At 73.2% G+C, this 24,165-nt stretch carries 22 protein-coding genes; 16 read left to right on the plus strand and 6 right to left on the minus strand.

All coding sequences use genetic code 11. The features are described from left to right. Positions 1-40 precede the first annotated feature (40 nt). The 7 genes from gcvT (at position 41) to IE200_RS19495 (ending at position 4,827) form a co-directional block, all read left to right on the plus strand. Positions 41-1,150 (plus strand): glycine cleavage system aminomethyltransferase GcvT, encoded by a 1,110-nt coding sequence (gene gcvT, locus IE200_RS19465; RefSeq protein ID WP_191281148.1) that lies wholly within the window; start codon positions 41-43, stop codon positions 1,148-1,150. 1 nt (position 1,151) lies between these two features. After that, positions 1,152-1,403: a hypothetical protein gene (locus tag IE200_RS19470; RefSeq protein WP_229856852.1), complete on the plus strand. Its 252-nt coding sequence runs from the start codon at positions 1,152-1,154 to the stop codon at positions 1,401-1,403. Between the two features lie 79 nt (positions 1,404-1,482). Beyond that, positions 1,483-2,340: a hypothetical protein gene (locus IE200_RS19475; protein ID WP_191281149.1), complete on the plus strand. Its 858-nt coding sequence runs from the start codon at positions 1,483-1,485 to the stop codon at positions 2,338-2,340. 30 nt (positions 2,341-2,370) lie between these two features. Then, positions 2,371-3,150, plus strand: a complete 780-nt coding sequence (locus tag IE200_RS19480) for a class I SAM-dependent methyltransferase (protein WP_191281150.1) — start codon at positions 2,371-2,373, stop codon at positions 3,148-3,150. Between the two features lie 19 nt (positions 3,151-3,169). Continuing rightward, the gene (locus IE200_RS19485; RefSeq protein ID WP_191281151.1) at positions 3,170-3,979 is read left to right on the plus strand and encodes a thymidylate synthase; all 810 of its coding nucleotides are present in this window, start codon (positions 3,170-3,172) and stop codon (positions 3,977-3,979) included. Positions 3,980-3,988: 9 nt separating this feature from the next. Then, on the plus strand, positions 3,989-4,483 hold the full coding sequence (locus IE200_RS19490; RefSeq protein WP_191281152.1) for a dihydrofolate reductase: 495 nt from the start codon (positions 3,989-3,991) through the stop codon (positions 4,481-4,483). Further along, positions 4,480-4,827: a GntR family transcriptional regulator gene (locus IE200_RS19495; RefSeq protein WP_191281153.1), complete on the plus strand. Its 348-nt coding sequence runs from the start codon at positions 4,480-4,482 to the stop codon at positions 4,825-4,827. The genes IE200_RS19490 and IE200_RS19495 overlap by 4 nt, the downstream gene beginning before the upstream one ends. 11 nt (positions 4,828-4,838) lie before the next feature. Here the strand turns inward: IE200_RS19495 and IE200_RS19500 are convergent, their stop codons facing one another. Next, positions 4,839-5,315 carry a hypothetical protein gene (locus tag IE200_RS19500; RefSeq protein ID WP_191281154.1) on the minus strand — a complete coding sequence of 159 codons (477 nt, stop codon included), beginning with the start codon at positions 5,313-5,315 and terminating at the stop codon, positions 4,839-4,841. Between the two features lie 67 nt (positions 5,316-5,382). Here IE200_RS19500 and IE200_RS19505 point away from each other — a divergent pair, with 67 nt between their 5' ends. Continuing rightward, positions 5,383-5,799: an NUDIX hydrolase gene (locus IE200_RS19505; protein ID WP_191281155.1), complete on the plus strand. Its 417-nt coding sequence runs from the start codon at positions 5,383-5,385 to the stop codon at positions 5,797-5,799. Here the strand turns inward: IE200_RS19505 and IE200_RS19510 are convergent. After that, positions 5,786-6,595, minus strand: coding sequence for a nucleotidyltransferase domain-containing protein (locus IE200_RS19510; protein WP_191281156.1), 810 nt, complete (start codon positions 6,593-6,595; stop codon positions 5,786-5,788). The genes IE200_RS19505 and IE200_RS19510 overlap by 14 nt on opposite strands. A gap of 32 nt (positions 6,596-6,627) precedes the next feature. Between IE200_RS19510 and dapA the strand changes: the two genes are divergently transcribed. The 3 genes from dapA to IE200_RS19525 all read left to right on the plus strand — a co-directional run bounded on the left by dapA (position 6,628) and on the right by IE200_RS19525 (position 11,112). Then, complete coding sequence (gene dapA, locus IE200_RS19515) at positions 6,628-7,548, plus strand: 4-hydroxy-tetrahydrodipicolinate synthase (protein ID WP_191281157.1); 921 nt, start codon at positions 6,628-6,630, stop codon at positions 7,546-7,548. A gap of 31 nt (positions 7,549-7,579) precedes the next feature. Next, complete coding sequence (locus IE200_RS19520) at positions 7,580-9,265, plus strand: ribonuclease J (protein ID WP_191281158.1); 1,686 nt, start codon at positions 7,580-7,582, stop codon at positions 9,263-9,265. Between the two features lie 62 nt (positions 9,266-9,327). Further along, the gene (locus IE200_RS19525) at positions 9,328-11,112 is read left to right on the plus strand and encodes a GAF domain-containing sensor histidine kinase (protein ID WP_191281159.1); all 1,785 of its coding nucleotides are present in this window, start codon (positions 9,328-9,330) and stop codon (positions 11,110-11,112) included. Here IE200_RS19525 and cydD read toward each other — a convergent pair. Genes cydD through IE200_RS19540 form a run of 3 tightly spaced genes read right to left on the minus strand, consistent with a single transcriptional unit; the run spans position 11,072 to position 16,966 of the window. Then, on the minus strand, positions 11,072-14,461 hold the full coding sequence (cydD, locus tag IE200_RS19530) for a thiol reductant ABC exporter subunit CydD (protein ID WP_191281160.1): 3,390 nt from the start codon (positions 14,459-14,461) through the stop codon (positions 11,072-11,074). The two genes, IE200_RS19525 and cydD, sit on opposite strands and share 41 nt — an antisense overlap. Beyond that, on the minus strand, positions 14,458-15,480 hold the full coding sequence (cydB, locus tag IE200_RS19535; protein ID WP_191281161.1) for a cytochrome d ubiquinol oxidase subunit II: 1,023 nt from the start codon (positions 15,478-15,480) through the stop codon (positions 14,458-14,460). The genes cydD and cydB overlap by 4 nt, the downstream gene beginning before the upstream one ends. A 40-nt stretch (positions 15,481-15,520) precedes the next feature. Continuing rightward, a complete protein-coding gene (locus IE200_RS19540) occupies positions 15,521-16,966 on the minus strand; it encodes a cytochrome ubiquinol oxidase subunit I (protein WP_191281162.1) in 1,446 nt (481 codons plus the stop codon). A 107-nt stretch (positions 16,967-17,073) separates the two neighbouring features. Between IE200_RS19540 and IE200_RS19545 the strand changes: the two genes are divergently transcribed. The 5 genes from IE200_RS19545 (at position 17,074) to IE200_RS19565 (ending at position 23,818) form a co-directional block, all read left to right on the plus strand. After that, on the plus strand, positions 17,074-17,436 hold the full coding sequence (locus IE200_RS19545; RefSeq protein WP_191281163.1) for a BlaI/MecI/CopY family transcriptional regulator: 363 nt from the start codon (positions 17,074-17,076) through the stop codon (positions 17,434-17,436). A 19-nt stretch (positions 17,437-17,455) separates the two neighbouring features. Continuing rightward, positions 17,456-18,325 (plus strand): M56 family metallopeptidase, encoded by an 870-nt coding sequence (locus tag IE200_RS19550; protein WP_229856853.1) that lies wholly within the window; start codon positions 17,456-17,458, stop codon positions 18,323-18,325. A gap of 64 nt (positions 18,326-18,389) precedes the next feature. Next, the gene (locus IE200_RS19555) at positions 18,390-21,029 is read left to right on the plus strand and encodes an FtsK/SpoIIIE family DNA translocase (RefSeq protein ID WP_191281164.1); all 2,640 of its coding nucleotides are present in this window, start codon (positions 18,390-18,392) and stop codon (positions 21,027-21,029) included. Continuing rightward, positions 21,029-22,672, plus strand: coding sequence for a helix-turn-helix domain-containing protein (locus IE200_RS19560; RefSeq protein ID WP_191281165.1), 1,644 nt, complete (start codon positions 21,029-21,031; stop codon positions 22,670-22,672). The genes IE200_RS19555 and IE200_RS19560 overlap by 1 nt, the downstream gene beginning before the upstream one ends. Before the next feature lie 42 nt (positions 22,673-22,714). Beyond that, positions 22,715-23,818: a serine hydrolase domain-containing protein gene (locus IE200_RS19565; RefSeq protein ID WP_191281166.1), complete on the plus strand. Its 1,104-nt coding sequence runs from the start codon at positions 22,715-22,717 to the stop codon at positions 23,816-23,818. Between the two features lie 143 nt (positions 23,819-23,961). Here the strand turns inward: IE200_RS19565 and IE200_RS20965 are convergent. Next, a partial coding sequence (locus IE200_RS20965) for a hypothetical protein (protein WP_229856855.1) occupies positions 23,962-24,165 on the minus strand: 204 nt, incomplete at its 5' end.

The following is a 24,165-nucleotide window of genomic DNA, read 5'->3' on the forward strand; positions in this document are numbered from 1 at the left end:
CGAGACGTGACCTGCGGCACGCTGCGGTAGGTTGCGCGACATGGCCGGATCGCTGAAGCAGTCGCCCCTCCACGACCGTCACGAGGCCCTCGGCGCGAAGTTCGCCGAGTTCGGCGGGTGGTCGATGCCCCTCGAGTACGCGACCGGCGTCGTGAAGGAGCACACGGCCGTGCGGGAGTCGGTCGGCGTCTTCGACGTCAGCCACCTCGGCAAGGCGATGGTCTCGGGCCCGGGCGCGGTCGACTTCGTCAACGCCACGCTCTCCAACGACCTCGCGAAGATCCACCCGGGCAAGGCCCAGTACACGCTCTGCCTCGACGAGTCCGGCGGCATCGTCGACGACCTCATCGCCTACTGGCACGACGACGAGCACGTGCTGCTCATCCCGAACGCCGCGAACACCGCCGAGGTGGTGCGCCGGCTGCGGGCCGCGGCCCCCAAGGGGGTGAAGGTGGTCGACCACCACGACGACTACGCCGTGCTGGCGGTCCAGGGCACCCGGTCCGACGAGGTGCTGCAGAAGATCGGGCTGCCGACCGGGCACGAGTACATGTCCTTCGTCGAGGCCGAGCTCGGCGACACCGGTGTCGGCGTGGTGGTCTGCCGCACCGGCTACACCGGCGAGCGCGGCTACGAGCTCGTGGTCGTGAACGACACCGCGGGGCAGCTGTGGGACGAGCTGATGGTGGCCGGCGAGGAGTGGGGGATCACGCCCTGCGGGCTCGGCGCGCGCGACACCCTCCGTACCGAGATGGGCTACCCGCTGCACGGGCAGGACATCAGCCTCGACACCAACCCGGTCGAGGCCGGCCTGTCGTGGGCGGTGGGCTGGAAGAAGGAGTCCTTCTGGGGGCGCGACGCGGTGCTGAAGGTGAAGGAGGAGGGCCCGAAGCGTCGCCTGCGCGGCCTCGTCGCCGTCGGGCGGGGCATCCCACGCCCGGGCATGGGGATCACCCTCACCCACGACGTGCCGCTGGCCGACGTCACATCCGGCACCTTCTCGCCGACGCTGAAGAAGGGGATCGGTCTCGCGCTGATCCCGAGCATGGTCGCCGAGGACGCCCAGGTCGGCGTCGACGTGCGCGGACGCCGCGAGATCTTCCAGCTCGTGAAGCCACCCTTCGTCGACCCGTCGGTGAAGGAGTCCTGACGTGCTGCCCGGCCAGCCCCCGACCTTCCGCCAGCCGTCGGCCGCCGAGCGGCCGTGGTGGTGGCGCCTCGAGGACGCCGCGGGCCAGGAGGTCGAGGTCGCCGGACACTCCGACCAGCGCTTCGCCACGCAGGGCGACGCGGAGTCATGGGTCGGAGAGATCTGGGCCGACCTGGCCGAGCACGGCGTCGCCGCGGTGACGCTGTTCGAGCACGACCGCCAGGTCTACGGGCCGATGTCGCTCAGCGCCTGATCCCATCCGCCGCCCGCGGGTCTCCGAAGGACAGACGAGGCTGCGAGTAGCGCGAGGGAGATCGGCGAGGAGGCATCGCATGTCGGACGGGTCGGACTTCGCCCGCTGGGTCGACGCCCGCTGGCCCGACCTCGTCGGCGGGCTCGAGGACGACGGGGTCGCGCCTGACGACGCACGCCTGGCCGTGGCCGAGGTGCTGCTGGCCAGCCGGCGTGGCTGGGACCGTCGCGCCCGCGAGGAGCAGGTCGACCTCGCCGTGTGGGCCGAGGTGCGCGAGCGCGCGGGTTTGGCCGCGCGCCCAAGGGAGCCCGCTCCCCACGCCGTACGCGCCCGAGACCCGCGCGACGGCCCGGAGCCCTGGCTCGCCGAGGCGGCACGGCTGCGGTCCGCCCGCCGACGGCGCACGGCGCGGCGCGGCGTCGTCGCCGCGACGGTGGTGGCCGTGCTGGCGGCAGGGTGGGCCTGGTGGGCGGCCCAGCCGTCGCCGCCCGAGGTGCGCGAGGAGACCAACGAGCTGCCCGTCGCGTGGTACGCCGAGGGCGAGCTGCACCTCGACGAGGTCGTCGTCGAGCTGCCCGGGGTCGAGGAGTTCGTGGCCGACGGCGACGGCGTCGCGGCACGGCTGCGCTCGGGGGACGTCGTCCGGGTCGGCGCCGACGGCGCGGTGGACGCCCTCGACCGGGCGCCCGAGGCGCTCACCGAGCCGCAACCGGCGCCGGCGTACCTGCCACCCGGACGCTACGACGTCCGCATCCAGAGCGTGCCCCTCGCCGACGGCGGGTGGGCCCACCTGATCGACTCCTCGCGCCGCGACGGCGCGCTCGACGCGGTGCGCCAGTCGGAGACGGGGCGCCGCGCGCTCGTGGTGTGCCCGACGGTGTCGGCCTGCGAGCCGCCGGTGACGATCGTGGGTCCCAGCTCGATCCGGCTCCGGTGAGGGGCAACCCGGGCCGTTAGCCTCCCCGACGTGGCTGAGGCACTGTGGACAGGCGTGGCCCGGGCGTACGCGCGGAGCTTCGCGGGACTGTGCGCGGGCGCGGTCCCGGCGCTGCTCGACGGCCTGCCGAGCGGCGCCCGGCTGCTCGACGTCGGGTGCGGCACCGGCGCGCTGGTGCGGGCCGCCCGTGACGCTGGGCTCGACACCACCGGTGTCGACCCCGACCCGGAGATGGCCGCGCTCGCCGCCGACGGGCTCGGCAGCCGGGTCCCGGTCGCCGGCCTGCCCGACCTGCCCTTCGCGGACGACGGCTTCGACGCGGTCGTGGCCAACTTCGTGCTCAACCACGTCGACGACCCCCGGGCCGGCGCGCGTGAGCTGGCCCGCGTCGCCGCTCCTGGCGGCCACGTCCGGGCGACGATCTGGGGGAGCGCCCCACCCCCGCAGGCGGCCATGTGGAACACGCTGCTCGACGCCGCGGGCGCCGTACGGGCTCCCGTCCCGCGGCTGACGGCCGACCGCGACTTCGAGCGCTCCCCCCACGGCCTCGCCGGCATCCTGCGCCAGGCGGGACTCGCGGTGACCCACGCCGGCACCCGTACCTGGACGTGGCGCGTCGCGGCCGACGACCTGTGGGCGGGGCTCACCTCGGTCGGCAGCTTCGGCGTCCTGTGGCGCGCCCAGCCAGGGGACGTGCAGGCCCGCGTGCGCTCGGCGTACGACGCCCTCGGCGGGCCTTGGCGCGAGGGAGAGGACTTCGCCTTCGACGTCGAGTGCGTCCTCGTCGAGGCGCGCGTCCCACGGTCCTGACACGTCGTAGAGTCGTCCCGTGCGCGCCTACCTCGACCTGCTCCAGCGGATCCTCGACGAGGGTGTGGAGAAGACCGACCGCACCGGCACCGGGACGCTCAGCGTCTTCGGCCACCAGATGCGGTTCGACCTGTCCGAGGGCTTCCCGCTCGTGACGACCAAGAAGGTGCACACCCGCTCGGTGTTCGGCGAGCTGCTGTGGTTCCTGCGCGGCGACACCAACGTGAAGTGGCTGCAGGACCGCGGCATCACCATCTGGGACGAGTGGGCCGACGAGAACGGTGACCTCGGTCCCGTGTACGGCCACCAGTGGCGTTCGTGGCCCACGCCCGACGGTCGGCACGTCGACCAGGTCGCGCGGCTGGTCGAGGGGATCCGTACGAATCCCGACTCCCGGCGCCACATCGTCTCGGCCTGGAACGTCGCCGACGTCGACGACATGGCCCTGCCGCCGTGCCACACGCTCTTCCAGTTCTACGTCGCTCCGTCCGAGACCGGTCCGGGCAAGCTCTCCTGCCAGCTCTACCAGCGCTCGGCCGACACCTTCCTCGGCGTGCCGTTCAACATCGCCTCCTACGCGCTCCTGACCCACATGGTCGCCCAGGTGACCGGGCTGGAGGTCGGCGACTTCGTCCACACGCTGGGTGACGCGCACCTCTACCTCAACCACGTCGAGCAGGCGCGGCTGCAGCTGTCCCGCGACCCGCGGCCGCTCCCGCGGCTGGTGCTCGACCCCGACGTCACCGAGATCGACGGCTTCGACCTCGAGCACATCGCGCTCGAGGGCTACGACCCCCACCCGGGCATCAAGGCGCCCATCGCCGTCTAGGAGTGGTGCATGACCCGTCCCGACCAGCGGGTGGTGCTCGTCGCCGCCCACGCCCGCAACCGCGTCATCGGCAACGGCCCGGACATCCCGTGGCGGCTTCCCGGCGAGCAGGCGCAGTTCAAGGAGCTGACCTGGGGGCACACGCTGCTGATGGGGCGCACCACCTTCGAGTCGATCGGCCGACCCCTGCCCGGGCGTACGACCATCGTCCTGACCCGCCACGCCGGCTGGAGCCACGAGGGGGTGCTGGTCGCGCACACGGTCGAGGACGCGCTGGCGCTCGCCGCCGACCAGCCAGGCGACCTGATGGTGGCCGGCGGTGGTGAGGTGTACGCCGCGCTGCTGCCGCACGCGACCCACCAGGTCCTCACCGAGGTCGACCTCGAGCCGGAGGGCGAGGTGCACTACCCGCAGTTCCCGGCCGGGGAGTGGGTCGAGACCGCCCGCGAGAGGTTCGACGGCTACGAGCGGGTGTGGCTCGAGCGGATGGACCCGGCGGCATGATGCTCACGCTCGACCGCGGCTCCGACGTGCCTCCGTTCGTGCAGGTGCGCGAGGGGCTCCGGTCGCAGGTCGAGGCCGGCTACCTCGAGCCGGGCTTCCGGCTGCCTCCCGTACGCGTCCTGGCCGCTGAGCTCGACCTCGCCGCCAACACCGTCGCCCGCGCCTACAAGGAGCTCGAGGCGCTCGGAGTCGTCGAGACTCGCGGACGGGCCGGCACCTTCGTGACCGGACGCGGTGTCACCCGCTCGCTGCGCGAGGCCGCAGCGACCTACGCCGAGGCGGCGCGGTCCCTGGGCGTGTCGGAGGCGGAGGCGCTCGAGGCCGTGCGCCGAGCGCTGGGCTGAGCGGGTCCGCCTCAGCCCTCGTCGGGGGAGTAGGCGAGGACGAGCGCGGTGATCCCGGTCGCGCCGGAGCACGACTCGATCGACCGGCCCGGGTCGCGCCCGAGCCAGGACCGGACGTCGAGGGGGCCGCTGTCGTCACCGCGCAGGTCGAAGTGGCCACCGCCGCCGACGAAGTCCTCGCCGAGCCCGACGGTGTCGTCGTTGTCGAGGACCACCGCCTCTGACTCCGGGTCCCATCGGGTGCCGTGCTCCCAGAACACGATCTCGCTGTCGAGCAGCAGGCAGCCGTCACGCATGGTGAGCCGGCCCTCGACCTCGGCGGCGGGCAGGCTCTCCCACGGCGTCTCGGGCGTGATGACCGGCAGCGGCCCCGTCGTGGGCACCTCCGGCTCGGCGCCGGCGCCGTCGATGGCGAACCAGAGCGCCAGCGTCCCGGCCGCCACTCCGATCGCGGTTCCCGCTGCCTGTCCCAGCTGCGCTCGACGCACCCCAGCCCCCGTCGTCCTGAGTGGCCCACCGTAGGGCAGCGGCGCCCGGCGTGCCACAGTCGTCCCCGTGGACACCCCGGGCGCCGACGACAGGCACATCGTGGTCGCTGCGGTCGCCCTGGTCCGCGACGGGCACGTGCTGACGGTCCGCAAGCGCGGCACGCAGCGCTTCATGCTCGTCGGCGGCAAGCTCGAGCCGGGGGAGAGCGCCCACGACGCGGCGCTGCGCGAGACGTACGAGGAGGTGGGCCTGCGGATCGCGTCGGCCACGCTCCTGGGCGAGTTCCTCTCCGAGGCCGCCAACGAGCCCGGCCACACCCTGCACTCCACGGTGTTCTGGGTGGAGTCGGACGACGAGCCTGTCGCGTCGGGCGAGATCGCGGAGGTGCGCTGGACGCCGCTGCGCGACCACCCGGACGACCTCGCCCCGATGCTGGAGCACCACGTGCTCCCGGCGATCGTCGAGTCCCTCAGCCGCCGCTGACCGGCTCGAAGATCGCGAGCTCGGTGCCCCAGCCGTAGATCATCTCGCTCGTGCGCGTGTGCCCGCGCCGCTCGTCGTACGCCGCACAGGCCGCGCGCACGCGGGCGAAGGTCTCCCGGAGGGCGGACGCGTCACCGTTCAGCGTGCGCTGCACCAAGCCCAGCAGGTCGTCGGCCGTCCAGGCGTCGAGTGGGTGCTCGCGCAGCTCCCAGGGGAGGTACTTGTTGTAGGGACGCACCCGCCCGGCCATCGCGAACACCACGTCGAGGAGCCACGGCACCGACTCGGCCGCGTCGAGCCGGGCCTCCAGGGCGCGCCCGTCCCGATCGTTCTTCAGCGCGCGGTAGGCGAAGTTGAGCCACCCGTCGAGCCGGTCGTGGTCCACGAGCACCGCGTCGGCCTCCTCGGGCGGCAGGGTCGCCTGGCGACGTACCGCCGCGGCGAGCTCGCCGTTCGTGCGGTCGAGCAGCACCGGCGCCCACGCGTAGGACCAGCGGTACCACCAGTGTTCAGTGCCGAACGGGGGCACCGTCGTCAGCTCGGACCAGGAGTCGACGATCTCGTCGACCTCGTTGGACTTCACGGTGGACCGGTCGGCCGCGGCGGCGTCGGTGAGCACGACCATCACGTCGAGGTCGGAGCGCTCGGTGGCCATGCCGCGGCCCGCCGACCCGCTCAGCACGAGGCCCAGCAGGTCGTTGCCGTGCGCGGCGTGGTTGCGCTCGGCGAGCGCCACGATCGTCTCGCGCTGGGAGGTGGTGAGCCAGTGGGGGAGGTCGAGGGTCAGGTGAGGCACGGGGTGGAGCCTAGGGGCGATAACCTTCGTCCATGAGCGAGCGGAGCGAAGCGAGCACGAGCCCGAGCACCGACCTCCCGTTCGGCCGACTGCTCACCGCCATGGCCACCGCGTTCGGCGAGGACGGCAGCGTCGACCTCGACGGCACGGCCCGGATCGCCGCCCACCTCGTGGACCACGGCAGCGACGGCGTCGTCGTCAGCGGCACGACCGGCGAGAGCCCGACGACCTCGGTCGCCGAGGACGGCGAGATCCTCCGCGCGGTCCAGGACGCGGTCGGCCACCGCGCCACCGTCATCGCCGGGGTCGGCACCAACGCCACCGCACACTCGGTCGAGCTGGCACGTCAGGCCGAGAAGATCGGCGTCGACGGCGTGCTGCTCGTCAGCCCCTACTACAACAAGCCCGGCCAGGTCGGCCTGCGCCACCACTTCGGCTCGGTGGCCGAGGCGACCGATCTCCCGGTGATGCTGTACGACGTGCCCGGTCGCACGGCGACCACGATCGAGCTCGAGACCTACGAGGCGATGCGTCGCTACGACCACGTGACGTCGGTCAAGGACGCCACGGGCCTGCTGTCGCGCACTGCGCAGCTGGTCGAGATGGGCTACACCGTCTACTCCGGCGACGACGCCAACACCCTCGGCTACCTCGCCTACGGCGGGGTCGGGCTGGTCTCGGTGGTCGCGCACGCGGCCGGCGACCAGCTCGCCTCGATGATCGAGGCGTGGGTGCGGGGCGACCACGCCGAGGCGCTGCGCATCCACACCTCGCTGGTCCCTGCCTTCGACGCCGTCATGGGCGTCGCCAACTACGGAGCCACCACCGCCAAGGCAGCCCTGGAGCTGCTCGGCGTGCTCGACAACCGCCGCGTCCGCGGCCCGCTGGTCGCCCTGGCCGACGACGAGGTCGCGGCGCTGCGCGCCGGTCTCGCCGCCGCGGGCCTCCTGTGAGACACATCCTCTCCACGAACGAAGGAACCCCTTGAGCCACCCGCACCCCGAGCTGAGCGCGCCCGCCCCCCTCCCGGCCGGAGGCCTCCGGGTCATCCCGCTCGGAGGGCTCGGCGAGGTGGGCCGCAACATGACCGCCTTCGAGTACGACGGCCGTCTGCTGCTCGTCGACTGCGGCGTGCTGTTCCCCGAGGACCACCACCCGGGCGTCGACCTCATCCTCCCCGACTTCGACCCCATCCGGGACCGGCTCGACGCCGTCGAGGCGCTGGTGCTGACCCACGGCCACGAGGACCACATCGGCGCGACGCCCTACCTCCTGCGCGAGCGCGGCGACATCCCGCTGGTCGGCTCCAAGCTGACCCTGGCGCTCCTCGGCTCCAAGCTGCGCGAGCACCGGCTCAAGGAGACCGCGCAGTACGAGGTCGCCGAGGGCCAGACGATCACGTTCGGGCCGTTCGTGCTCGAGTTCATCGCGGTCAACCACTCGATCCCCGACGCCCTCGCGGTCGTGATCCGTACGGGCGCCGGCGTCGTGCTGCACACCGGCGACTTCAAGATGGACCAGCTGCCCCTCGACGGGCGCATCACCGACCTCAACGAGTTCGCCCGGCTCGGCGACGAGGGCGTCGACCTGTTCCTCACCGACTCCACCAACGCCGAGGTCCCGGGCTTCACGACGTCGGAGAAGGACATCTCCCCGGTGCTCGACCGGGTCTTCGGCAAGAGCGAGAAGCGGATCATCGTGGCCTGCTTCGCCTCCCACGTGCACCGCGTCCAGCAGGTGCTGGACGCCGCGGTGGCCCACGGCCGCAAGGTCGGCTACGTCGGCCGCTCGATGGTGCGGAACATGGCCATCGCCCAGGACCTGGGCTACCTCACCGTCCCACCGGGCGTGATGGTGGAGGCCAAGGAGCTCGCCGACCTGCCGCCCCACAAGCAGGTGCTGATCTCCACCGGGTCCCAGGGCGAGCCGCTGGCGGCGCTGAGCCGCATGTCGCAGAACAACCACCACTTCGTGCACCTCGAGGAGGGCGACACCGTCGTCCTGGCCAGCTCGCTGATCCCGGGCAACGAGAACGCGGTCTACCGCGTGATCAACGGCCTGTCCCGCCTGGGCGCCAACGTGGTCCACAAGGGCAACTCGCTCGTCCACGTCTCCGGGCACGCGAGCGCCGGCGAGCTGCTCTACTGCTACAACATCGTCAAGCCGCGCAACGTGATGCCGGTGCACGGCGAGGTCCGCCACATGCGGGCCAACGCCGACCTGGCCAGGGCCACCGGCGTGGAGAACGTCGTGCTCGCCGAGGACGGCGTCGTCGTCGACCTCGTCGACGGCGTCGCGAAGATCGTCGGCAAGGTTGACGTCGGCTACGTCTTCGTCGACGGCACCACGATCGGCGACATCAGCGAGGCCTCGATGAAGGACCGCCGGATCCTCGGCGAGGAGGGCTTCCTCTCGGTGATCGTGGTGGTGGACTCGGTGACCGGCAAGGTCGTGTCCGGCCCGGAGATCCACGCCCGCGGCTTCGCCGAGGACGAGACCACCTTCGACGAGATCAAGCAGCCGATCGTCGACGCGCTCGACGCCTCGATCGCCGACGGCGCCACCGACTCCTACCAGCTGCAGCAGGTCGTGCGACGTGTCGTGGGCCGCTGGGTCAACCGCGCCCACCGCCGGCGCCCGATGATCATTCCTGTGGTGATCGAGGCCTGAGCGTCCTAGCATCGAGCGACGGCGGCGTCGTGGGAGATGCAGGCCCGGGTGGGGAGGTGGAGATGCCGCGCAACCAGGGCGCGCTGAGCCGGCTGGCCGAGCTGATGCGCCGCGTCAACTCCTCCACCGACACCGAGGTCATCCTCGAGGAGATCGCGCACGGCGTGGTCGACGTCCTGGGCTACGGCGTCGCCGCGATCGCCCGGCTCGAGGGCGACGTGCTGGTCATGACCCACGTGGCCGGCCCCCCGGACGTCGTGGCCCAGATCCTGCACCGCCGCACGCCCGCCGAGCAGATCCTCGACGAGTTCCGCGAGGCCGACAAGTGGGGGATCCTCCGGTTCGTCCCGGCCGGCCGGATGTCAGCCCAGCGGCTCGAGGCGGCCTGGATCCCCGAGCTCGAGGTCAGCGACGACCCCGACGCCTGGCACCCCGAGCACGCGCTCTACGCACCGCTGTACTCCGCCGCCGGCGAGCTGCTCGGCAACATGGCCGTCGACCTGCCGGCGAACGGGCGGGTGCCCGACGAGGCCGACCGCGAGCTGCTCGAGATGTTCGCCGTGCAGGCCGGCGTGGCGCTGTCCAACGCCCGTGAGCGGGAGCGGCTCACCGACCGGGTCCGCCTCGACCGGATGCTCACCACCGTGGCCGGCGCCTCGACCATGGCGCAGAACCTGTCGCAGGCCCTGAGCACCGCCGTGTCGGCCGTCGCGGACTCGTTCGGGACGGTGCAGGCCGTCGTGCGCACCTTCCCGCACGACGCGCAGGGCGACCAGCTGGGCGTCGGGACCCCCTACGCGTTCACGCCCGACCAGGACGTGCCGGAGATCCGCGAGGACCTCGCCGACCTCCCCGACCTGCCGGTGCTGGTCGAGCTCGGGGTCGACGACCCGGGCTCGCCGCGCCTGCCGCGCAGCGCCGCGCACATGCAGCGGCTGATGCGGGGCATGCGGGTGGACCGCGTCCTGGTGTGCCCCCTGGTCTCGCAGGACGACCTCGTCGGCTACCTCGTGCTCGGCTTCGCGCGCCACGCCCGGCCGGTGACGTCGACGGAGGCCGACGCGGTGCTCGAGGTCGGCCGCCTGCTCGCGCAGACCGTACGGGCGTCGCGGGTGCTGGAGACCGAGCAGCGGCTCGTCCAGGAGCTGCGCGAGCTCGCCCGCTACCGCAGCGAGCTGATCGCGACCATCTCCCACGAGCTCAAGACGCCTCTCACCGCGATCCTCGGCCACGCCGAGCTGATCGCGGACCGGCACCCCGACCTGACGTCGATCGACGCGATCATCCGCAACGCCGGACGGCTCAACAACCTCGTCGCCAACCTGCTGCACTACTCCCGCCTCCAGGGTCGGCGCGAGACCGTGCGCCGCGCGGTGGACCTCGCGGAGCTCTGCGAGGCCAGCGTCGACCTGCTCGGCATCCGGGCCAAGCAGGCCGGGGTGGCGCTGCGCTTCGAGCACCCCGGCTCCGCGCCGGTGGTGGTCTTCGGCGACCCCGAGGAGCTGGCCCGGGTCATCGACAACATGGTCGACAACGCGGTGAAGTACACCCCCGAGGACGGCACGGTGGCCGTGGCGATGACGGTCGCGGACGACGAGGTCAGCGTCGAGGTGACCGACACCGGCCTCGGCATCTCGGTGACCGACCAGCAGCACGTGTTCTCCGCGTTCCACCGCTCCACCAACCCCAACGCGCTGTCGGTGCCCGGCACCGGCCTGGGCCTGCCGATCGCGCAGCGGATCGCCGAGTCGCACGGCGGGACCCTCTCGGTGACCTCCGAGCTGGGCCGGGGGAGCACCTTCCGCTTCACCCTGCCGTTGCGCTCGCCACGGGAGCAGACCGGCTGACGCCCGTGCGTCCTGCCGCGTCGAGCTGCACCACGCGGTCCATCGCCTCGAGGCCGACGGTGCCGTGGGTGATCCACACGATCGACCGCCCGGCGCGGGTGGCCGAGCCGAGCATCTGGCCGGCCACGGCACGGGCGGTCGGCCCGTCGAGGTGGGCCGTCGGCTCGTCGAGGACCAGCACGGGCGGGTCGGCCAGGAGCGCGCGGGCCAGCGCGAGACGGGCCCTCTCCCCGCCGGAGACGTCGCGCCGGCCCTCGCCGACGTGGGTGTGGATCCCGTCGGGCAGGGCGTCGACCCACTCGCCGAGGCAGGCCCGCTCGAGGGCGTCGCGCACCTCGTCGTCGCCGGCACCCGGCCGGGCCAGCCGTAGGTTCTCGGCGACGCTGGAGGCGAAGACGTGCGGGTCGTCGTCGACGAGTCCCACGTGACGGCGTACGTCGTCCAGCGCCAGCCGGCGCAGGTCGGTCCCGCCGAGCAGGACCTCGCCGGAGACCGGGTCGATGAACCGGACCAGGGTCGCGGCCAGGGTCGACTTCCCCGAACCGGACGGCCCCGTCACCCCGACGTGCTCCCCGGCGCGCAGGGCCAGGTGCTCGAGCGCGAGCACCGGCCGTCCGTCCCAGCCCAGTCCGACGTGGTGCATCGCGACGTCGTGGGAGCGGGGTGCAGGCTGGGCTGCGGCGGGCTCGACCACCGCCGGGGCGGTGGCGGCGATGCGGTCGAGCCGTTCCCGGGCGGCCCTGCAGCGCACCGACAGGGCGCCGGCGTCGGCCAGGGGCCCGGTGACGTCGGCGAGGGCGAGGGGCACGAGCAGCAGCAGCGCGAGCCGCGCGGGGGTGGTGGCCGCCGGGTCGACCAGCGCGGCGACGGCCACCACGCCGAGGCCGGCGGCGACGCTGGTGAGGGCGGTGGCCGCTGCGACCGTGCGGGAGGAGCGGCGTACGGCGCGGGCCAGCGCCGCGGACTCGGCGCGCACCAAGGCGAGGGCCCTCTCGGTGGCGCCCCACTGCTCGAGCTCGCGCATCCCGTGGGCGAGCTCCTCGACGCGGGTGCCGAGCGCCGCGCGGTGGGCCAGCACGAGCGGCTCGGCGGACGCGGTGCCGCGCCGGGCCAGGACGTGGGCGAGACCACCGGTGGAGGCGACGGCGAGCACGACCAGCCCGGCGAACGGTGAGACCAGTCCGGTCAGCAGGGCGGCACCGGCGCCGACCAGCGCGGCGGTCACGAGGGGCTGGCGCACCCGCAGCCGCTCGTCGAGGAGCGCGTCGACGTCGTCGACCACCCGGGTCAGGAGGTCGCCGCGCCGCGGCCCGAGCCGACCCGGGACGAGCGGCACGAGGTCGGCGAAGACCCGGGCACGACGCTCGGCGAGCTCGCGCAGCACCACGTCGTGGCTCAGCACCCGCTCGACGTGCCGAAGCACCGGTCGGGCGAGGCCGAAGAGGCGTACGCCGACGATGGCGACCATCAGGTGGAGCACGGGCGGCTGCTCGCTGGCGCGGGTGATCAGCCAGCTGGCCGTCGCGGTGAGAGCGACGCCGGACGCGGTGGACAGCGCGCCCAGCACCGTCGCGGACCGCAGGCCCCAGCGCGGTCGGGGGTCGTCGTCGAGGCCGGCTGCCCGGACCGGCGTGGGGTGGCGGCGGATCGCGATCTCCGACGACTCGTCCCCGCGATGCGCCGCCACCCCGGGGGATCGGGGGAGGTCAGGCGCGGTGTTGGACGGTGCGACAGGGGCGAGCTCGACGACCCGGTCCGCGGCCCGGAGGACGGCGGGCCGGTGCGCCACGACGACGACGAGGCTGCGGCGCGCGAGCAGCGCGAGGGTGTCGAGCAGCACCTGCTCGGTCTCCTCGTCGAGGTGCGCGCTGGGCTCGTCGAGCAGCACGACGGGTCGGGCGGCGAGGACGACCCGAGCCAGGGCGACGCGAGCCCGCTGCCCGGCCGAGAGCCCGGCGCCGTCCTCGCCGATCTCGGTGGCGAGGCCGTCGGGCAGGGCGCGTACGACGTCGTCGAGGTCGACGCTCGCCAGCGCCGCCCAGACCTCGTCGTCGCCGGCGTCGGGTCGCCCGAGGCGGACGTTGGCGCCGATGCTGTCGGCGAGCAGCCACGGCCGCTGCGGCGCCCAGGCGACCCGGGACCGCCACCAGGCCGGGTCCACGTCGGCCAGGGACGTCCCGCCGACGAGGACGTCGCCGGCGATCGGGTCCAGCTCGCCGCGCAGGGTGGCCAGCAGCGTCGACTTGCCGCACCCGGAGGGGCCGGCCACGGCCACCAGGCCGCGGGTCGGGAGGACGGTGTCGAGCGGCACGGTGAGCGGCCGGTCGTACCCGACCGCCAGGTCGCGGAGGACGAGCGCGGTGGAGGCCGGCCGGTCCCCGCCCGGCTCGCCGGTCGAGGAGCGGGCGAGGACGGCGTCGGCCTCGGCGAGCGCGGCCGTGCCCTCGGCCGCGGCGTGGAACTCCGCGCCCACGCGGCGCAGCGGCCAGTACGCCTCGGGTGCGAGCAGCAGGACGGTGAGGGCCACCTCGAAGCCGACCGACCCGGAGGCCAGCCGCAGCCCGACCGTGACGGCGACGAGGGCCACCGACAGGGTCGCGACCAGCTCGAGCACCGTCGAGGACGCGAACGCCACCTTGAGCGTGTCGACCGTGGCTCGGCGGTAGCGGTGCGTGACGGCACGGATCGTGTCGACCTGGGCCTCGGCGCGGCGGTGGGCGACCAGGGTCGGCAGCCCCCGCACCACGTCGAGGAAGTGGCCCGACAGCGCCTCGAGCGCACGCCACTGTGTCCGCGCCCGGTCCCGGGTGGTCAGGCCCACGAGCACGGCGAAGACCGGCACCAGGGGCAGGGTGAGCGCGACGACGAGCCCCGACAACGGGTCGAGCCAGGTGATCGCGGCCAGCGTGACCACCGGGAGCACCGCGGCGGGCACCAGCGCCGGGACGTAGCGGGTGACGTAGGGCTCGACGCCGGCCACCCCCCGCGTCGCCAGGACGGTCAGCCGGTCCGGGTCGAGACCGTCGGGACCGCTGCGACCGTCGGGTCGGCGTGCTGCCTCGAGGAGCCGGTCGCGCAGCGCCGCGGAGACCTCGCCCGCGGCGCGGGCCGCCGCGCGCTGGCCGACGTACGCCGCGGCTGCCCGCACGCCGACGATCGCGGCGAACGCCCAGGCCGCCCGCTCCCAGCCACCCGCAGGCGGGGTGACTGCGGCCACCACGAGGGCGCCGAGCGCGAAGGCCTGCGCGACGGTGGCCAGCCCGGCGGTGACCCCGCTCGCCACGACGAGCGAGAGGGCTCCGCGGGCAGGCCGGAGGTGGCCGAGGACGGCCGGGTCGAGCGGCCTCACGACGCGCGGGCGTCGGCCAGCTCGGCCGTCGGGATGTGGTGCACCGAGATCCGCCTGCGGAAGACCCAGTAGGTCCAGGCTTGGTAGCCGAGCACGATCGGGGTGAAGACGACCGCGACCCACGTCATCACCTTCAGCGTGTACGCCGTCGCGGCGGCGTTGGTGGTGGTGAGGGAGAAGGCCGGGTCGGTCGTCGACGGCATGACGTCGGGGAACAGCGCGAGGAACAGGCCGGCGACCGCGAGGCCGATGGTGACGAACGTGCCGACGAAGGCCCAGCCCTCCCGTCCGGCGCACGCGGCGACGAGCCCGCCGACGAGGGCCAGTGCCGCGGCGGCGAAGACCACCGCGGTGGTGGCCGTGCCGGTCCTCACCTGCGTCCAGACCAGGAACAGGACCGCGAGCACCGCGGCGACGACGCCGATCCGTACGGCGAGGTCCCGGGCGCGGTGGCGGATGTCGCCGTCGGTCTTGAGCGCGACGAACATCGCGCCGTGGGCGGCGAAGAGGGTCAGGGTCACGAGGCCGCCGAGCAGGCCGTAGGGGTTGAGCAGCGTGAACAGGGTGCCGGTGAACTCCTTGTCGGCGTCGATCGGGACGCCCGCGACGATGTTGGCGAACGCGACGCCCCACAGCAGCGCGGGCACGGCCGAGCCGACGATGATCGCGAGGTCCCAGCGCGCCTTCCACTCCGCCTCGTCGCGCTTGTGGCGGTACTCGAAGGACAGCCCGCGGACGATGAGCGCGACGAGGATCAGCAGCAGCGGCAGGTAGAACCCGCTGAACAGCGTGGCGTACCACTCGGGGAAGGCGGCGAAGGTCGCGCCGCCCGCGACGAGCACCCACACCTCGTTGCCGTCCCACACGGGGCCGATCGTGTTGATCATGACGCGGCGCTCGGTCTCGTTGCGGGCCAGGACCGGCAGCAGCATCCCGACGCCGAAGTCGAAGCCCTCGAGGCAGAAGTAGCCGACCCACAGCACGGCGATCAGGGCGAACCAGACGGTGGTCAGTTCCATGGTGGTCTCTCTCGGTCTCTCGCTGAGGTCTGGCGGCGGGTCAGTAGGCGAAGGTGAGGGGACGGTCGTCGTCGGCGCCCCCGACGGGCACGTCCGGCGGCTCGACGAACGGGTCGGCGCCCTTGCGGATGTAGGTCACGAGCAGCTTGACCTCGACGACGGCCAGCACGGCGTACAGGCTGGTGAGCACGATCAGCGACGTGGCGGCCTCGAAGGTGCTGACGCCGGGGGAGACCCCGGACTCGGTGGTCATCAGTCCGAAGACGACCCACGGCTGGCGACCCATCTCGGTGAAGATCCAGCCCCACGACGAGGCCAGGGTGGTGGCGATCGGTAGGCTCAGTCCGAGGGTGCCGAGCCAGCGCACGCCCGGCGTACGGCCCCCGCGGGTCAGCCACAGGATCAGCGCCGCACCGGCCGCGGCGAAGAAGCCGAGGCCCATCATGAAGCGGAACGACCAGTAGGTGACCGGGATGACCGGCGTGTAGTCGCCCTCGGTGTAGGCCTTCGAGGTCGGGTCGGAGCCGTACGTCTCGGCGTACTCGTCGCGCAGCGGGTTGATGCCCTCCACGGTGCCGTCGAAGGACCCGGTGCCGAGGAAGGACAGCAGGCAGGGGATCGTGACGGCGAACTTCTCCTCCGTGCCGTCGGGTGTGCCGATCGTGAAGACGGAGAACGGCGCGCAGCCCTCGCTCGTCTCGTAGAGGCCCTCAGCCGCGGCCATCTTCATCGGCTGGACCTCGGTCATCACCTTGCCCTGCAGGTCTCCGGTGACGCCGACGCCGATCCCGGCGAGCAGGGTGACGACCGCGCCGATGCGGATGGCGCGGTGGTACATCGGGCGGTCGGCCTCGTGCTTCTTCTTCATGTAGAGGTAGGCCGCGACGCCGAGCAGGAACGTGCCGGCGGTCATGTACGCCGCGAAGATCACGTGCGGGAACGTCACGAGCTGGACCTTGTTGAACATCACCGCCCAGAAGTCGACGAGCTCCGCACGGTCGGTCTCGGGGTTGAACCGGTAGCCGACGGGGTGCTGCATCCACGAGTTGGCGGCCAGGATGAACCACGAGGACGCCAGCGTGCCGAGGTGGACCAGCCACATGCAGCCGGCGTGGAGGCCCCGGGGGAGCTTGTCCCACCCGAAGATCCACAGCCCGAGGAAGGTCGACTCGAGGAAGAACGCGAGCAGGCCCTCCACGGCGAGCGGTGCGCCGAACACGTCGCCGACGAAGCGGGAGTAGTCCGACCAGTTCATCCCGAACTGGAACTCCTGCACGATGCCGGTCACCACGCCGATGGCGAAGTTGATGAGGAACAGCTTGCCGAAGAACTTCGTCAGCCGGAGGTAGTCCTCCTTGCCGGTGCGCACCCACGCCGTCTCCAGCCCCGCGATGACCGCGGTGAGCCCGATCGTGAGCGGCACGAACAGGAAGTGGTAGACGGTGATGATCCCGAACTGCCAGCGGGCGATGTCGAGGACATCCATGGGCACACCCTTCGTGTGATGACGCTCCGGCGCGGAAGTACTACAAAACGTCGTAGATACTACGCGGTGTCGTAGTTGCGGCCACAGGGGCCCTAGACTCCACTTCCATGAGTCCAAGGTCCCGGATGGGTGAGCTCGAGCAGGCCGTGCTCGAGGTCCTGTGGGAGGTCGAGTCGCCGGCCAGCGGCCGCGAGGTGCACGGACGCCTCGCGGGCCGGGACCTCGCGTACACGACCGTGACGACGGTGCTCGACCGTCTGGTGCGCAAGGACGTGGTCGTGCGCGAGCGCGACGGCCGGGCCTTCCGCTACGCCCCCCGGCGCACCCGCGCGGCGATGACGGCGGAGCTGATGCACGAGGCGCTGGAGGCCACGGCCGCCGACCGCGAGCAGGCGCTGGTGTCGTTCGTCGGCGAGGCCAGCGCCGAGGACCTCGCCGCGCTGCGTCGCGCCCTCGACGACCTCTCCTGAGCCGGCGGTCGGGACCGCCGTGTCGACGACGCTCGTCCTGGGCTCGCTCGCGGTGGTGCTCGCCGGCCCGCTGCCGTGGGGGCTGTCGCGCTGGAGCGGGCTGAGGCGTACGCCCGCCGCGGCCATGCTGCTGTGGCAGAGCACCGCGCTGGCCGCCGTGCTCGCGGCCCTCGGCGCCGGGGTCTCGCTGGCTGCCGAGCGCCTGCGGGCGGCCCCGGTCACCGCGATGGACGTCGTCGTGGCGGCTCTCGCTGGAGCCGTGACGCTGGTCGTGCTGGTCCGCCTCGCCGTGAGCGGTCACCGGACGGGCACGGCCCTGCGACGCCTGCGGCGCGCCCACCGCGACCGCGTGGACCTCGTCGCGCGGGTCGACCGGGGCGTCTCGGTGCTCGAGCACGAGGTTCCGGTGGCCTACTGCGTCCCGGGGATGACCGGCTCGCGGATCGTGGTCTCGCGCTCGACCCTGACGACCCTGGCGCCGGCGGAGCTGGCCGCGGTCCTGGAGCACGAGCGCGCCCACCTGCGCGCCCGGCACGACCTGGTGCTGGAGGCCTTCACGGTGCTGCACCGCGCGTTCCCGCGCTGGGTGGCCAGCGCCGCCGCGCGCCGCGAGGTGGAGGTGCTGGTCGAGGTGCTCGCCGACCGCGCCGCCTGCCGCACCGGCGACCGGCGCGCACTGGTGTCGGCGCTGCTGGCCCTCGCCGGCGCGCCGACGCCGGCCGGGTCGCTCGGGTCCGCGGGCTCCCTCGCGGCCCGGGTGGAGGTGCTCCGCGACCCCCGGCCGCGCCGGTTGCAGTCCGCCGCGGTCGCCCTCCTGGCCGCCGCGATCCTCGCCCTGCCCACCCTTCTGGTGGTGGTGCCGTGGCTGACCGGGCTCCACGGACGCTGACCCGTCCACGACACGCATGCGTGTGGTCCCTGTGACTGGTGGGGCGTGGCCGTAGGGTCGGACCATGGCGACCCGTACGTCTTCCCCGCCGGGGTCGCGGAGCTCGAGCACGTCTGGAACCAAGCGCACCACCAAGGGTTCGAGCACCCGATCACGGAGTACCAGCAGCAAGCGTCCTGCCCCCCGCTCGTCGGCGAAGGGCAGGTCGGGCGCCTCCGCGCGCCGACCCGCTCCCCGGGCGGTGCGCAACGGACCCGGTCCGGTCTCGCGCGCCTTCGGCGCGATCGGCCGCGCGCTGGCCGCCGTCTGGCTCGGCATCGCGCACGCGGTCGGCGCCGTCGCCCGCTCGATCGGCCAGTCGGCCCGCGACCTCGACCCCGAGCACCGTCGTGACGGGGTGGGGCTGTTCCTCTTCGGCCTGGCGATGGTGGTCGCCGCCGCCGTGTGGTGGCAGCTGCCAGGCGGGGTCATGGACTTCGCCCGGTCGGTGACGTCGGGCGCCGTGGGCAAGGTGGGCTGGTTCGTGCCGCTCTTCCTCGTCTACGCCGGGTGGCGCACCCTGCGCGACCCCGAGCGCAACGGCCCCGCGGGGCGACAGGTGATCGGCTGGGGGGCGTTCACGCTCGGCCTGCTGGGCATCGTCCACATCGCCAACGGCAACCCGCAGCCCGTCCTCGGTGACGCCACCAACCTGCAGGAGGCCGGGGGAGCGGTCGGCTACGTCACCTCCAGCCTGCTGCTCGACCTGATGCAGACCCCGTACGTCGTGGTCCCGCTGCTGGTCCTGCTGGCGGTCTTCGGGATCCTGATCATCACCGCGACGCCCGTCTACCAGATCCCGGTCAGGCTGGCCGCGCTGCGCGACAAGGCGCTGGGCCGTACGCCCGCCGAGGACGTCGCGGCCGGCGAGGAGCAGACGAAGCCGGTGCGCACCCGCCGCCGCTCGATGCTCGACGACGAGGTCGACCCCGACATGGGCGACCCGGCCTACGACAGCCCGGTGCTGTCCGACCGCGAGCTGCGCAAGCGCCGGAAGAAGGCGGAGGCCGAGCCGCAGGAGGACTACGGCATCGACCTGTTCGCCGACCCGGCCGACCTGATGGCCGACGCGCCCACCGAGGTCACGCCCGCCGTTCCCGGCGCGGCCGTGACCGGCAAGGACGACACCGGCCCGGTCGAGCCGCCGCCGCACACGCCGCTGCCGGCTCGCGTCGAGCAGCTCGCGCTGTCGGGCGACATCACCTACTCCCTGCCCGACAACTCCTCGCTCAAGCCGGGCTCGCCGCACAAGGCGCGGTCCAAGGCCAGCGACGCGGTCGTCGAGCGGCTGATGCAGGTGATGGACGAGTTCGGCATCGACGCCACCGTCACCGGCTACACCCGCGGCCCGACCGTCACCCGCTACGAGGTCGAGCTCGGCCCCGCGGTGAAGGTCGAGAAGGTCACCGCGCTGTCCAAGAACATCGCCTACGCCGTGGCGTCCGCCGACGTCCGCATCCTCAGCCCGATCCCCGGCAAGTCGGCGATCGGCATCGAGATCCCCAACACCGACAAGGAGATCGTCTCCCTCGGTGACGTGCTCCGCTCGAACACCGCGCGCTCGGACCACCACCCGATGGTCGCCGGGCTCGGCAAGGACGTCGAGGGCGGCTTCGTCGTGGCCAACATGGCCAAGATGCCGCACCTCCTGGTCGCCGGTGCCACCGGCTCCGGAAAGTCCTCGTTCATCAACTCGCTGATCACCTCGATCCTCATGCGGGCCACGCCCGACGAGGTGCGGATGATCATGGTGGACCCCAAGCGGGTCGAGCTGAACGCCTACGAGGGCGTCCCGCACCTGATCACCCCGATCATCACCAACCCCAAGAAGGCCGCCGAGGCGCTGGCCTGGGTCGTGCGCGAGATGGACATGCGCTACGACGACCTGGCCAACTTCGGGTTCCGGCACATCGACGACTTCAACAAGGCGGTGCGGGCCGGCAAGGTCGAGGTGCCCGCGGGCAGCGAGCGCACGCTCACCCCGTACCCCTACCTGCTGGTCATCGTCGACGAGCTCGCCGACCTCATGATGGTCTCGCCGCGCGACGTCGAGGACTCGGTCGTGCGCATCACGCAGCTGGCCCGCGCGGCCGGCATCCACCTGGTGCTCGCCACCCAGCGGCCCTCGGTCGACGTCGTCACCGGACTGATCAAGGCCAACGTGCCCTCCCGCCTGGCGTTCGCGACGAGCTCGCTCGGCGACAGCCGCGTCATCCTCGATCAGCCCGGTGCGGAGAAGCTCGTCGGCCAGGGTGACGGACTCTTCCTGCCGATGGGTGCGTCCAAGCCCGTACGTGTGCAGGGGTCCTGGGTCACCGAGGCCGAGATCCACCAGGTCGTCAAGCACTGCAAGGACCAGCTCGAGCCGACCTACGTCGAGGACGTGACGGCGCCCAAGGAGTCCAAGCGCGAGCTCGACGACGACATCGGCGACGACATGGAGCTCGTGGTGCAGGCCATCGAGCTCATCGTCACCACGCAGTTCGGCTCGACCTCGATGCTCCAGCGCAAGCTGCGCGTGGGCTTCGCCAAGGCCGGGCGCCTGATGGACATCCTGGAGAGCCGCGGGGTCGTCGGACCCAGCGAGGGCTCGAAGGCGCGCGACGTCCTGGTCAAGCCGGACGAGCTCGATTCCGTGATCGCCACGTTGGAGGGGGGAGCCTGATGAGCACGGTCCTGAACGAGAACGAGGTCTTCGACGAGGACTCCGCGGGGGTGGGACCCGCTGTGGTCCCGGACCACGTGGAGGTACGCCGCCACGCCGGCGTCGCGGCAGGCGTCGGCCTGACCGCGTCTGCGGTCGCCATCGCCTACCTCGCCCGCGCCACCCAGTCCGGGTCCGCCCTCGACTGGGCGTTCGTCGCGGTCATGGGGCTGCTGGGTGCGTACTGGCTCGTCGGTCTCGTCGACGCCCGGACACCGCTGCTCGTCGCGGACGCCCAGGGCATCCGGATCCGTCTCGGCCGCACGTGGCGCGGCCTGCCGTGGACGGCGGTGCACCACGTCGAGCACACGCCGCGCCAGGGCCTGCTGCGCGACGGCCGGCTGGTCGTCGTGCCGCACAACCTCGAGCTGATCGAGGCCGAGCTCACCGGTGCCGGCAAGCGCCACACGAGCATCTCCCGCCTGCTGCACGGCGCCCCGCTCGCCGTCCCGCTCGGTCTGTCGACCCGGGTGGTCGGCGCCGACGGCGACCTCACCGAGGCGCTGGGCCGGGTCGCGCGCGACGCGAGCCAGATCGTCGTCCTGGCGCCGGAGGTCGAGGAGTCGGAGGTCGAGGAGTCGGAGGTCGCGGAGCAGGACGTCGTCGAGACACCCGCCGAGGACCTCGCGCCGGAGGTCGAGGTCGCACCGGTCGCCAGCCCCACCCCGTCCGCGCTGCGCGAGACCGGAGCCGGGCGACGCTCGGAGGTCCGTCGCGAGTTCGTCGAGACGACGAGCGAGGAGCTGGAGGGTCGCGAGCTGCGCCGGCCCGGCCGGGTCAGCCTGGTCGAGGAGACCCAGTCCTGGGGCGACCGCGTCCGGGCGATCGCGCGTCCCGGAGAGCCGGTCGAGCCGCTGGTGCTCGACGACTTCGAGGTGGAGCCCGCCGAGGACCCGGTCATCGGCCCGGAGCTCGCTGCCGCCCGTACGCGCCTGGGGCTGACGGTCGACCAGCTCGCCGACCGTACGCGGATCCGTCCCCACGTGATCGAGGCCGTCGAGGTCGACGACTTCGAGCCGTGTGGCGGTGACTTCTACGCCCGTGGCCACCTGCGCACGCTCGCGCGTGTCCTCGGCATCGACGTGGCGCCGCTCCTCGCGACGTACGACGAGCGCTACGCCCACGCCCCGATCAACCCGCGCCGCGTGTTCGAGGCCGAGCTGGCGACGGGTGCCAACGGCTCCATCCGCAGCACGCGCGGCGGCCCGAACTGGTCGGTGCTCGTCGCCGTCGTGATGGCGCTCGTGCTGGCGTGGTCGATCGCGCGACTCGTCATGGACACCCCGCCCGAGCTGCGCGGCGCCACCCCGGTGCTCAACGGCTCCGGCGGTCCGCAGGGCGCCGGCAACGCCCCGCCCGCCGAGGCGGTCCCGGTCGTGGTCAGCGCCCCGAGCGGTGGTGCCAGGATCGTCGTGCGCGACGGGGCGGGCGAGGTCGTCCTCAAGGGCACGCTCGCCGTCGGCCAGACGCGCGAGCTCGAGGCGTCGCCCCCCGTACGCGTGCAGTCGACCGACGGCGCGGTGACCGTGTCCGTCGCCGGCGGCGAGGCGCGGCCGGTGGGCGAGCCGGGCGTGGCCGGGCAGGGCACGTTCGTGGCGGGCTGAGCCCTCCCGTGTGGCGCCGCCCCGTGTGGCATCGTCGGCTCCGTGGACCTCGACCCGGCGACCGTGCTCGACGCGCTCGACGTGCTCGACGCGCTCGTCGCGTCGGGCCGGGACCCGGGGTGCGCCGTGGCGGTGGTGCGCGACGGGGTGGTGGAGGTCGATCACGTGGCCGGCACCACCGACGGGCACCGAGCGTGGACGTCGGACACCCTCGTCATGACCTACTCGGTCGCGAAGCCCTTCGCTGCGCTGACGGTGCTCGACGTCGTGTCCGAGGGCGCGCTCGGCCTCGACGACACCGTCGCGACGGTGTGGCCGGAGTACGGTGCCGCCGGCAAGTCGGGCACGACCGTCCGCCACGTGCTGTCGCACCAGTCCGGCCTGCCGGTCTTCGGCGAGGAGGCGTCCGGTCTCGCCTTCGACGACCGTGAGGCGCTCGTCGACCTGCTCGCCCGGTCCGCGCCCGCGCACGAGCCCGGCGCCGGAGTTGCCGAGCACGCCCTGACCTACGGCCACCTCCTCGACGAGCTGGTGCGGCGGGCGACCGGCGAGGACCTGGCCACCCGGTTCGCCCGCATCTGCGCCGGCGCGGGATGGGACCTGCACCTCCGCGTGCCGGAGACCGACCTCGACCGGGTTGCCACCGTCGAGGAGGTGGCACCGGGCTGGCGGCAGGACTACGAGCGCGACCCACGGTGGGGGCCTGCCCTCGGTCGCCCCCCGGGGCTGCTCGACCCCGACGTGCTCAACTCCGCCCGCTTCCGCCGTACGTCCTTCCCGGCCGTCGCCCTGCACGCCTCGGCCCTGGCGCTCGCGCGGTTCTACGACGACGTGCGCCGGTCCGACGGGCTCGTGGCCCAGCGACTCGGGCACGAGCTCTGGAAGGCGTACCTCGAACCGGCTGCCACCGGGCACGACCTGGTCCTCGACCGCGAGGTCGTGTGGACGCTCGGGTTCCAGCGCGACGTGGAGGACGGTCGCCTCGAGATCGGCATGGGCGGCGCGGGCGGGTGCTCGGCCTGGGCGGAGCCGGACGCCGGCTACGGCGCAGCGTTCGTCAGCCGCGGGCTGGGCCGCCACGACCGGGGCGGCGACGTGTGGGAGGCGGTGAGGCGCGCGTACGCGCCGAACGACCGGGCTGGCTGAGGCTCTTCGCACCCTCGGGGAGGAGCGCCGAGGATGCTCGGGTACGCGGCACGCCGGTCGGCCATGGGCGCCGACGGTGATGTCCTGACCAAGGCGTGACGACGTCCCCGCCATCGTGGGGACTGGCGGGGTGTGGGGCGGGGTCATCGTCGTGGGGGTCGTGGGATGCCGGGCGGGATGCCGGATGGGTGGCCGCTGGTCGAGGAGGGCGCTGGCCCGGTGGTCGAGGAGGGCGCTCTGGCGCCCGTCACGAGACCCAGGTCGTCCAGGTGGTGCGCGTCGAGCTCGGTGGTGCCGTGTCGGTCGCGGCGGTAGCGGTAGCCGTGGGGAGCCGTCCACTCGAACAC

Origin of the sequence: Nocardioides flavus (ex Wang et al. 2016), assembly GCF_014653115.1 — a bacterium.
Taxonomy (GTDB): Bacteria; Actinomycetota; Actinomycetes; order Propionibacteriales; family Nocardioidaceae; genus Nocardioides; species Nocardioides flavus.